At 33.2% G+C, this 11,126-nt stretch carries 9 protein-coding genes; all 9 read right to left on the bottom strand.

Going from position 1 to position 11,126, the window contains the following annotated elements:
• Positions 1 to 188 precede the first annotated feature (188 nt).
• On the bottom strand, positions 189 to 1,073 hold the full coding sequence (locus tag DCCM_RS02290) for a radical SAM/SPASM domain-containing protein (protein ID WP_104370841.1): 885 nt from the start codon (positions 1,071 to 1,073) through the stop codon (positions 189 to 191).
• Positions 1,074 to 1,184: 111 nt separating this feature from the next.
• Positions 1,185 to 2,318 carry a DegT/DnrJ/EryC1/StrS family aminotransferase gene (locus tag DCCM_RS02285; RefSeq protein WP_104370840.1) on the bottom strand — a complete coding sequence of 378 codons (1,134 nt, stop codon included), beginning with the start codon at positions 2,316 to 2,318 and terminating at the stop codon, positions 1,185 to 1,187.
• Complete coding sequence (locus tag DCCM_RS02280; protein ID WP_207655522.1) at positions 2,319 to 3,044, bottom strand: cephalosporin hydroxylase family protein; 726 nt, start codon at positions 3,042 to 3,044, stop codon at positions 2,319 to 2,321. It abuts the gene before it with no gap.
• A 4-nt stretch (positions 3,045 to 3,048) separates the two neighbouring features.
• Positions 3,049 to 3,840 carry a class I SAM-dependent methyltransferase gene (locus DCCM_RS02275; protein ID WP_104370838.1) on the bottom strand — a complete coding sequence of 264 codons (792 nt, stop codon included), beginning with the start codon at positions 3,838 to 3,840 and terminating at the stop codon, positions 3,049 to 3,051.
• A complete protein-coding gene (rfbC, locus tag DCCM_RS02270; protein ID WP_104370837.1) occupies positions 3,841 to 4,395 on the bottom strand; it encodes a dTDP-4-dehydrorhamnose 3,5-epimerase in 555 nt (184 codons plus the stop codon).
• 1 nt (position 4,396) lies between these two features.
• The gene (locus DCCM_RS02265; RefSeq protein WP_104370836.1) at positions 4,397 to 5,620 is read right to left on the bottom strand and encodes a class I SAM-dependent methyltransferase; all 1,224 of its coding nucleotides are present in this window, start codon (positions 5,618 to 5,620) and stop codon (positions 4,397 to 4,399) included.
• 5 nt (positions 5,621 to 5,625) lie between these two features.
• The gene (rfbG, locus tag DCCM_RS02260; protein WP_104370853.1) at positions 5,626 to 6,711 is read right to left on the bottom strand and encodes a CDP-glucose 4,6-dehydratase; all 1,086 of its coding nucleotides are present in this window, start codon (positions 6,709 to 6,711) and stop codon (positions 5,626 to 5,628) included.
• A complete protein-coding gene (gene rfbF / locus DCCM_RS02255; protein WP_104370835.1) occupies positions 6,708 to 7,478 on the bottom strand; it encodes a glucose-1-phosphate cytidylyltransferase in 771 nt (256 codons plus the stop codon). The genes rfbG and rfbF overlap by 4 nt, the downstream gene beginning before the upstream one ends.
• Before the next feature lie 86 nt (positions 7,479 to 7,564).
• Entirely contained in the window at positions 7,565 to 11,041 is a 3,477-nt protein-coding gene (locus DCCM_RS02250) for a glycosyltransferase family 2 protein (protein WP_165791987.1), read from the bottom strand.
• Positions 11,042 to 11,126: the final 85 nt, after the last annotated feature.

Genomic DNA, 11,126 nt, shown 5'->3' with positions numbered 1-11,126 from the left:
GACGGACATGGTATTTCACTTTTGGCAAGGCATACCCCTCCCTCCCTGGAAAGAGTATACTATAAAAATGAATTATAATATAGTCTTAGTATTGACAATGTAATAGGGTATATTTCGCCATCTAATGGCAAATACCCTGGTTTCTGTTAATATTCAGACAGCCTCCTAGCTTATCAAAGGGCAGTTAATTATAATCTCAATGCTCGCGAACGTGGTATTGTGCAATATCGGCAGTGTTCCAGTTCATCTATCCTGCCTTCCTGCATCATTTTGCGATAATAATTAAATGGATTATTATTATATATACTTATAGGATCACAATCAGAAACGTTCCCTAAATTAAAAAAACCATTATCATCTGCGCAGCAAAAACCCATATCACCATTAGAATAAACCACAATCCTGTCATAAATATATTCACACACAACCTTATTAAAGCCAACAGAACTATTAACATCTTTAGTTTTATAATGAGTCAGTTTATCACCCCAATTATGAATATCAAACCTTATAACCTGATCACCAAAATTGCAATCCAATTTTCCTGTCCAATAACTAAAAAATTCTGGCCATTCTTGATTATTTATTTCCTGCCTAATAAATCTAATTAAAATTTTAGTTTTGCCAATTCTATTTCTTAATTGAATAAATTTTAAGACATTTGAAACTACTTTTTCAAAATTTGTTCCCTTTCTAATTGATTCATGAGTATCTTTTTTTATTCCATCAATACTACAAATAATTGTATCTAACCCAGATTCAATTAAATTACAAGAAATATCTTCACTTAATTCTGTACAATTTGTGGCAAAACCGATTCCTGAAAAATTCATTTCCTTAGCTATTTTTATCTTTTCTGAAAGATTATCATCCAACAACGGCTCGCCACATCCATGCAAAGTTATATACTTAATATTTTGTTGGTAATCCAAAAAATTTTTAAGTATCTTGATATATGTAATATTGTCCATAATATTAGGGTCTCTTTTCCAATTACTTATAGTGCACATATTGCAACTGGCAGTGCATAATCCATTTACTGTTTCAATTTGAATATGATTAGGTATAATCATTTTTTACTCCTTATTTAAAGTTAATACTTAGGGCTTGCAAAATAATAACAAGCCCTTATGAAATCATTTGTCGACTGCTGGTAAAACCATGCATCCGTAGGAATAAAAAGGTCATAAAGATAACAATCGTCTCAATATCTTACAAACATAGGATACTTTATCTTCGCTCATATTCATTCCACATGGAAGATTAATTCCATAAGGAGAAATGTTATAAGCATTTAAATTTCTTTTTTTAGCTATGTCAACTTGTTCCGATTTTTTGTAAGCCGGAAGAGAACTTAAAGGATAAAAAAATGGACGGGCATCTATATTGTTTTCAATTAATTGTTGTATTAATTCCTCTTTTTTAATCCCAAACTTTTTGTTTAAAATTATTGTTACCATCCAGTACGTATTTTTTGTATAAGGGCCTTCATAATTTAAAATTATATCATTAATATCAGATAGTTCTTGATAATACCATGAAAAAATTAGCCTTTTGCGCGCTATCAACTCTTCTATTCGTTCCAATTGTGCTAAACCTAGTGCCGCTTGCATACTGCTCATTTTGTATTTATATGCAATTTCAGTGTTGTAAAATTTCTTATCGGAAGGTGGTCTGCCATGATCCCGAAGAGTTAGCACTCGCCGATAAATATATTCATTATCTGTGACAAGCATTCCACCTTCCCCTGTAGTCATGGTCTTTGAACCATGGAAACTAAATACTCCAGTTTCTCCAAAACTCCCTGCCTTTTTCCCTTTATGTTCAGATCCTATAGCTTCAGCTGCATCTTCAATTATTGCAATGTTAAATTTTTTTGCTATTGATTGAATTTCAGCCATATTTGGCATATTACCATACAAATCAACCGGAATAACAGCCCTTGTATTTGGAGTTATACATTCTTCAAAGGATTTAGCTGATAAGCACCAAGTATTTGGATTAATATCAGCAAAAACCGGAGTGGCTCCTACATAAGTAATCGGGGCAGCCGTTGCAATCCAAGTTATTTCTGGAACAATAACTTCATCTCCCGGACCTATACCTAAAGAAACTAATGCAAGATGGAGAGCTGAAGTGCAGGACGGAAGTGTAATAGCATATTTTCGCTCCACATAACTAGCAAATGCTTTTTCAAATCGTTCATGATACATATTAGCGTTTTCGTACCATGCATTTTTCACAGCATCTATTACGTAATTTATTTCTTTTTGAGTTATTGAGGGACCAGAAACTAACATATGACCAACTTTTTCCATTTAATCCTCCACACACTTTAAATAACCATCAGGTGCTACTGTAATTAATAACTTATTTTGAATATCTTTATCAACAACAAATCTCTTATTATTTTTCAAAAACTCCCATACAGCAGTTTTAGGGTTATCGCCTTTACCCCAAGGGCGATCTAAAAAAAAATTATCATGCATATCCTCAACAATTGTATCGAAAACCACTAAATAGCTACCCTTCGTAACTAAAGGAGAATATAGCTCCAATTCCTTTAATACATGTTGATGTGTATGGTTTGAATCCAAAACTACTAATACTTTTTTCTTGCCTTTAGCAAATTCGTATACCCTTTTAATTATATCAATATCTATCGAGGAACCTTGATACATTGTAATCCTTTTATGCAAGGAGTGTTTTTCAATTTCAACCCGATTATGTTCTCGTATATCGATATCAATACCCAAAACATGACCATTACCTATCAATTCTAATAAAGACGCATAAAAAATTAAGGATCCACCATGGGCAATCCCTGTTTCAATAATTAAGTCTGGTTTCGACTCCCATATTAGTTCTTGCATAGCAATAATATCTTGTGGAAATTGAATAATAGGTCTTCCAAGCCAGGAAAAATAATAGGAATATTTATAATGTGAAGCTTTTTCTATCCAATCAACAGAATCTTTTTTAAGCTCTTCATTTTTTGATAGAGCATTAATCCATTCCCTTTTCTCTGCCGTAAATTCTTTCACTATATCAGCCCCTTAATAGTTTACAAGCAAATATCGGTCCAAAATTTCCTGCAGGAGGAAGTTTCGCAGCTACCTTGTAAATTGGATTGTCATAATCCGGTGTACGCTTCTGAATTTCGCAAAGTTTAGAATATACGACTCTTGTTACAAGGTAATAAAGACTACTTATATTTTCAAAACTAGAAATTTTAAAAATATGTTTTATGGAATCTTCAAGTTCTTTATAAGAAAAAAAGGAATTGTGCCAACGAACTGGAATTTCATCAAGATCTAAGTATTCCCTCATCTTATTCATTTCAATGTGCCCTTCCAAAAAGTTTTCAATCATCAAATACCAACTGCCGGATTGCAGGCATTTTGATATTTCCCATAATGCTTGTTTTCTATTATTTAAATTACCCAGGTTTATTAAACATCGATCGGATATTATGACATCATACGTATCACCATATTTTGATAAATTCATCACATCCATTACTTTAAATTGAATATCACCTGAGGTTTGATGTTTTTCTAGTTCATTATTCGCAATGAATATCATATCTTCTGAATAATCACCACCAACATAAGAATGCCAGGGAACTCTACTTTTATATTCCATGGTACTAAAACCATTTCCACAACCAATATCTAGAACACGTAATGGTTTTTTAAAGGAAGATAAAAACTCACTAATATAATTAATTTCAATTTGACGCATGTACACATCCTGTGTCGTCGCATTGGCTGCCGAACCAAATTTTCGAGCCTGATCATCCCAATATTTTTTTATATTTTCCATACTCTTTTCTTGCATTTAAATTTCTCCTTTAATAATTAAATCATTCCATAATGGATAATTTGCATCTTTATAGGAAATAACTCTATCTAAAAAATAAGGCCATTTAATACCAAATGCCGGATCATCCCATCGTAAGCCCCTTGCGCATTCAGAATGATAAAACTCCGTCATAAAGTAAAGCACTTCTGTATCATCTTCCAACGTCTGAAACCCATGGGCAAACCCCTCAGGAATATACAACATTTTAAAGTTTTCAGAGGACAATTCTACTGCAAGCCACTGCTTGAAAGTTTTCGAATAGGATCGCAAGTCTATAATAACGTCATAAATAGATCCACTGGTGCAGCGGACTATTTTAGCCTCTTCGTAAGGAGCTGTCTGATAATGCATACCGCGCAGAGTACCTTTTTTTTTGTTAAAAGATATATTACATTGAGCCAGCTTGGAGTTTAGACCGTGGGCAATAAACTCTTGCAGACACCAGGATCTGGCAAAAAAGCCCCTATTATCTTCTATACGTTCTATCTCTATAATATATGCTCCTTTTAGCACTGTTTCCTTAAATATCATATTAAATCACCTTTAGCATTGGTATTGGTATGACAAATTTACAATTCCAATCTCGAACAAAATTCATCTGTTCCATTATTTCATCTTTTAAGTTCCACGGAAGAATAAATACATAATCCGGTTTTGTTTTCTTGATTTTCTCTGGGGACTCTATGGGAATATGACTTCCTGGCAAATAACGACCTTGCTTATGTGGATTTTTATCCACAGTATAGTCCAAAAAATCTGTTTTAATCCCACAGTAATTAATTAATGTATTTCCCTTTGCTGGTGCTCCATAACCTACAATAGATTTACCTTCCTTTTTTACCTTTATTAAAAAATTAAGCATATCTAGTTTAACTGCGTTGACTTTTTCCCCAAAAGATGTATAAAAGTTAATATCCATTAGCCCGAATTTGGTTTCACGATCTTTTAAATCATAAATACGCTCGGTAATAGTTCTTGTATTATCGTCCTGGTGTCTGACATAAATCCTCAATGAACCACCGTGAGTAGATAATTCTTCAACGTCAAATACAGTAAGCCCATATTTATCAAAGACTTTTTCTAATGTCAATAAGGAAAAATATGAAAAATGCTCATGATATATTGTGTCAAATTGAATACCCTCAATAAGTCTCATAAGATGAGGAAACTCCAATGTAATAATTCCTTTTGGTTTTAAAAGAAATTTTAATCCTTTTATAAAGTCATTAAGATTTGGAACATGTGCCAATACATTATTACCAACAATAAGATCTGCATACTTACCTTTTTTTACTAATTCTTTAGCTGCATGCAGTCCAAAAAAAACAGTCTCCGTTGGGATCCCTTTTTCTTTAGCAACTTTAGCCACATTAGCTGCGGGCTCAATTCCCAATACTGGAATTCCTCTCTGTATAAAATATTGAAGTAAATAACCGTCATTACTTGCTATCTCTATTACAGTGGATTGGTTATTGATATTGAATAATTTTATCATTTTAGCAGCATAATCTTTGGCGTGTTTTAACCAGGTATCAGAATATGAAGAAAAATATGCATAATCATTAAAAATATGTTGAGGGCTTTCAAATTCTTCTAACTGGACTAGAAAACATTTGTTACAAACATATACTTTCAACGGATAGTATGGTTCCATTTTTAGTAACTGCTCCCTGGTTAAATACGAATTAGATAAAGGCGAAGAGCCAAGTGAAAGAAAAATATCATTAAGTTCATTATCACAAAATCTGCATTTCATCTCTGTTACCCCACATTGTGACCAAGAGTTACTTGGTAACTATCAATTTGATTTAGCGTGCTTTCAAGCATGTCTTCATTGCCAAAATAAGATTTATACCATTTTATTGTATTTACTAACGACTGAGTTAAATTCCACTGCGGATACCAACCAAGTATCGATCTTGCCTTTGAACAATCTAGTTTTAAATAATTCGCCTCATATACTTTGTTGCCCTGATCTATTTCCCATCTTGCATTTCCGCCCCAAATATTAACAATATGATTAACCATCCACCTAACTGTTTTTGAATCGCTGTCATTTGGACCGAAATTCCATCCGCCTGAAGAATTAGGTCCGTCTTCATGTAATCGTCGCGCTAATAATAGATAACCAAAAAGCGGTTCTAATACATGCTGCCAGGGACGGACAGCATCAGGGTAACGAATATAAATAGGTTTATTATTCATAATTGCCCTAATACAATCTGGTATAAGTCTATCCTCAGCCCAATCCCCTCCACCAATAACATTACCGGCCCGAACCGAAGCAACAGCTACTTTGCGTTGTCCGCAGTAACCAGTATTAAAATATGATTCACGGAAAGCTGAAGTTATCAGTTCGGAACAGCCTTTACTAGAACTATAAGGATCTACTCCGCCCATAGGATCGTTTTCCCGATAACCCCAAACCCATTCTCTATTTGCATAACACTTATCACTTGTCACATTGACAACAACACGTGCACTATCTACATGCCTAACTGCCTCCAGCAAATTGACTGTTCCCATTATATTTGTTTCAAAAGTTCCAACAGGATCTAAAAAGGATTTCTTCACCAGCGATTGAGCTGCCATATGAAAAATTACTTCAGGTCTATATTTTTGAATTGTAGCTAAAAGACTGTCCCTATCACGCACATCACCGTGAATTGAAACCACTTTTTTCCCCACTTTCGCCAAATCATATAGACTTGGTTTAGTAGGCGGCGACAAGGAGTAACCAATTACTTCCGCATTAAGCTTATGTAGCCATAATGACAGCCAACTACCTTTAAAACCGGTATGACCGGTAATTAAAACTCTTCTTCCGTTCCAGAATGAAAATTTCATAGCCATACCTTCCACGGAGCCCTTCCCGAATTCCATAATTCCTCCAAAAACATTTTATCCCTCATAGTATCCATAGATTGCCAGAAGGTTGAATGCTTAAGAGCGGATAATTGCCCCTGCTTAGCTAAATTATCCAGAGGTTCCCTTTCCCAAATTGTTTCATCACCATTAATTAACTTAAACACTTCAGGCTCAAGGACAAAAAAGCCCCCGTTAATCCAACTGCCATCTCCTCTGGGTTTTTCCTGAAAGCTTGTAATTATATTCTGGTTAAAGTCTAACGCGCCAAATCGGCCCGGCGGCTGTACAGCTGTTAATGTAGCCCATTTACCTTGTCCACGGTGAAACGAAATTAAATCATTGATATTAACATCACAAACACCGTCGCCATAGGTAAAACAAAAAGTCTCATTTCCAACATAACTTTGAACCCTTTTTAGCCTTCCACCTGTCATAGTTTTTTCCCCGGTATCAACCAGCGTAACACGCCAGGGTTCACAATGGTTATTATGGATTTCAAACTTATTATTAAACAATTCAATTGTTACGTCAGATTGGTGCAAAAAATAGTTAGCAAAGTATTCTTTAATTAAATATCCTTTATATCCTAAACAAATTATAAATTCGTGTATATCATAATAAGAATATATTTTCATTATATGCCATAGTATAGGTTTGCCACCGATCTCAATCATCGGCTTTGGTTTAAGATGGGATTCTTCACTAATACGAGTGCCTAGTCCTCCAGCTAAAATAACAACTTTCATTAAAATTCACTCTCTTTATATATTAAAATATTTGCATATTTTAGCAAACAAAATATGATTAATCTAATCGCATACTTAGCATATCATTAGGATTTAGGCCAAAGCGAACTTTTTTTCATACCTTTTTCTAACTCTTTCAAATCAAATTGACTATTTGTCTGAATCACATATTCTTTTGGTATGCCAAGGAAAAAAACCAAAAAGTTACTGAATATAGTATCTATTTTTTTATCAAGTTTTTCTCCAAATACTCCTACTATTTTGCAATATTGAAGAAAGGATCTTTTAAATCGAATGTAATCTTCATTAAAAGTTTTGTCAAGAACTGCATGTGGAAAATTGGTAAAGGCTTGCTCTCTAGCTACTCCTTTATCCCTTATATTAAAGTCAACATCAATTTTTCCTATTTTTCCTGTTAATACTACCATATAATAAAATAGGTATTCTTGAAAAGTGTTATTATAAGGCAATAGTTCCTTATTACGGACTAGAAATCTATATATTTCTTTCAACTCTTTTGTTCTAAAAACTTGATAAAAAAGTGAAGGGAAAAAGCCATGATTTATTAATTCCAATCTTTTAATAGGATCGCTATCATAAAGTCCTGCAAAAAAATCATATTCTTTTAAATTAGATATGTCTTTAACATAGAATAAATTTCTACCTTTAACAGAAAACAAACTACTATCTCTTTCTAAAGCAATTAGTGACCTGAACAATCCCTCTTCTTTTATGAAATCATCATCCGCGCACAGACAAATATAATCAGTATCTATATCTTCAATACCTTGAAAGATTTTTTCAAAAACACTAATATCCGAATTAAATGATAAACAATCTAGATCTAGGCCTTGAAAATTATCAATTATCTTTTGATTAATAATTTTATTTTCTTGACAACTAGAGTCAAGCACCAGTATCCTAGGGGCAACCCTAGAATATTGATTATTAATATAGTAAAGTAATCTACTTAAATACCTAGGCCTATTATATGTAGGAATTATTAATGCAAAATTATTATAGCAATCATTATCTGAGCATAAAAATGATTTACTCACTTGAACAATACTACTATTTCGATATTGTTCTTGCTCTATATTAGAAATTATTTGTATAAGCTCCAATTTATCTTCACTTTTCATTGTATTATTTATTAACTTTTCATAAATATCAATAGCAAAAGTATAATCTTTTTTTTGCTCATAAAGATATGCCAAATTAAAAAGCAAATCATAATTATTCTTATCAATTAGTAAGCCTTTCCTGATTATTTCTTCTGCCTCATGCAAATTATTATTCATTATAGCTATAACAGCTTTCATTGAATAAATATCAAGGTCGTCACCATTAATATGCTCATATTTATTAATAACTTTTTGTGCCTTATAAAAACTACCTTCGTTAATCAAAGTTTTTATATCTTTCTTAAACTCAGATTTATATTCTTCGTAGTCTTTTAAGGGCAGAAATTGTTCAATATCTTTTTCACTGTCCATCAAAATGTAGACCAGACTAAGCAATGCAACCGCCGCCGGATCATCAGGCAGGGAAGCAATATAGTGATTAAGCAATTCCTCCGCATTAATAAAATTATCTTCCTGTATAAGCTTTCTAACAGAATTTAAAATATAATCCCTTTTTTGTCTCAACTCAGCACATTGCTTTTCAAATTCAATATTTTTAAGCTTTTCAATGTACTTTTCAAGAGGCTTAACCATATCGTTATAGGTTTTTTTTGCTTTATCCAAATATTTAGCTCTACTTTTTACTTCTTTTGCTTCGAATGCTTTCATAACAAAAAGCAAGAATGCTTCTTCTTTATTTTTCATACTAAAGATATGTTCTTCCAATACAACCTGATCACTATATACATTTCTTACATATTTAAAACCAATTTCCAGATAAAACTTAAATGCTCCAATATATTCATTTTCTTCAATACCACCAATCAAGATTATATATCTAGCCATAATCTTTCCAATTCTCATATCATCAAGTGTTGCCTCATGAGGCACGTCTATTAAATAACGATATACTATCTTTGTAAGTCCGGGATAATGCTTTCTTAAATATTCAAAATATATATCAATATCCTGCTCCCACAAAATTCCAATTAACTTTGAAAGAGGATGTTGATTTTTCATCCAAAGTAGTATAATATCAGCATAATAATCATATTGTCCATAAAAATCGAAACATTTAATTCTATCTATAATGTCAGCATCAGCCGATGCATCTCTTTTATATTCAAGCCTCGCCTCGCACAGCAGGCCATAATTTCCTGGGGTATTTTCAAAAGCCCTGCAGAATGCAATAAACTGCTCAGGAGTCATATTTTTTCTGTTATTCTCCAATGCCAGATAAAAGCCTGGAATACTGTCAGGCAGTTGGTTTTCCACGTTATCGACAAAGTATTTCCGCAATTCATCAAACCTTGCCAAATAGACAAAAACTTTAACTATATTTTCCAAGTTGTTCCGTATATAATCTATTTTTGTTATTTTTATTGCATATGACAGTGCATCTTCCAGCTTATCAACCAAAATGAATAGTTTAAAAAGAAGCACATAGGCATCTTCAACTTTTCCAACTGTATACAATGTGGTGGTGAGATCTGCTTCTTCCTCACCCATATGCATACTTTCTATAATTTTAAGATAATTCTTAAAGTTTTCTATTGCTTCACTGTATTTATTTAGATTGAACTGCGCTATTCCGGCAATATAATGTACATCAAGATGTCCTTTTTTTATATTAAAACACTTAAGGCAAGCTTCCTCCGCTTCCTTGTACATGCCCAGGTTGTTATAGACTATTGCACATTCGTTAAAAACATAGTAATTTTGTTTTAAATCCAAATTATGCTTGCTAACGACATCCACGGCTTTTAGAATACACTCCAGCGCAGTTTGATATTCCTGATGCATGGAGTAGGTAGTGCTTAATTGAAAAAGATAGTATACATTATCAGGATTTTTTTCAAGCTCAGATTTAAGTATCGAGGACGTTCTCTGAAACTTTCTTTCCATCAGCTCTTTATCGGTGTGAAGGTAACCATAGTGGACCAGCAACGCTTGTAATTTCCTTACCGGCGCTTTATATATGGCTTGATTGTGTACAGCACCCTCATAATGAAAATCTTCGTCATTTCTAAAAAGCCTTGGAGCTGTGATAATAGAAAAGCCTTCTTCTTCGTTTGTTTCATTGGTGATATTTTTAATCTGAATAACAGCAGTATTGAATTTATTACTTTCTTTACCATTTAAAAAATTAACAAGCTGTTCATGCTCCTGAAGTATTTCATCTCCATCCACAATAAACAGCCATTCTCCTCTGGAATAGCCGATGGTAATATTCCGCATTTCCGAAAAATTGTTATTCCACGGATGAAAGTAAACGTTGTCGGTATATTCCCTTGCTATTTCTACAGTATTATCTTCTGAGCCGGTATCGACTATGATTAACTCGGAATCCACTTTTTTCATTAACGGCTTAAGTGCTTCAAGGCATTTTTTTAGATATTTGGATTCATTTTTAACCATCATCGCTATACTTAGCTTCATTTTGTACATCCCCCGAAGTAGTTTCTCGCATATTATTAGGGAAGCCAGAGGATACCCTCTGACTTCCCTGAAACCCTTTTTTCTT

Origin of the sequence: Desulfocucumis palustris, from assembly GCF_002933875.1 — a bacterium.
Lineage (GTDB): Bacteria > Bacillota > Desulfotomaculia > Desulfotomaculales > Desulfocucumaceae > Desulfocucumis > Desulfocucumis palustris.
This window is presented reverse-complemented; position numbering and strand designations above follow the sequence as displayed.

Coding starts and splice junctions, on each gene's coding strand:
- DCCM_RS02290 (WP_104370841.1), bottom strand. CDS start 1,073: ATGATTATACCTAATCATATTCAAATTGAAACAGTAAATGGATTATGC.
- DCCM_RS02285 (WP_104370840.1), bottom strand. CDS start 2,318: ATGGAAAAAGTTGGTCATATGTTAGTTTCTGGTCCCTCAATAACTCAA.
- DCCM_RS02275 (WP_104370838.1), bottom strand. CDS start 3,840: ATGCAAGAAAAGAGTATGGAAAATATAAAAAAATATTGGGATGATCAG.
- rfbC (WP_104370837.1), bottom strand. CDS start 4,395: ATGATATTTAAGGAAACAGTGCTAAAAGGAGCATATATTATAGAGATA.
- DCCM_RS02265 (WP_104370836.1), bottom strand. CDS start 5,620: ATGAAATGCAGATTTTGTGATAATGAACTTAATGATATTTTTCTTTCA.
- rfbG (WP_104370853.1), bottom strand. CDS start 6,711: ATGAAATTTTCATTCTGGAACGGAAGAAGAGTTTTAATTACCGGTCAT.
- rfbF (WP_104370835.1), bottom strand. CDS start 7,478: ATGAAAGTTGTTATTTTAGCTGGAGGACTAGGCACTCGTATTAGTGAA.
- DCCM_RS02250 (WP_165791987.1), bottom strand. CDS start 11,041: ATGAAGCTAAGTATAGCGATGATGGTTAAAAATGAATCCAAATATCTA.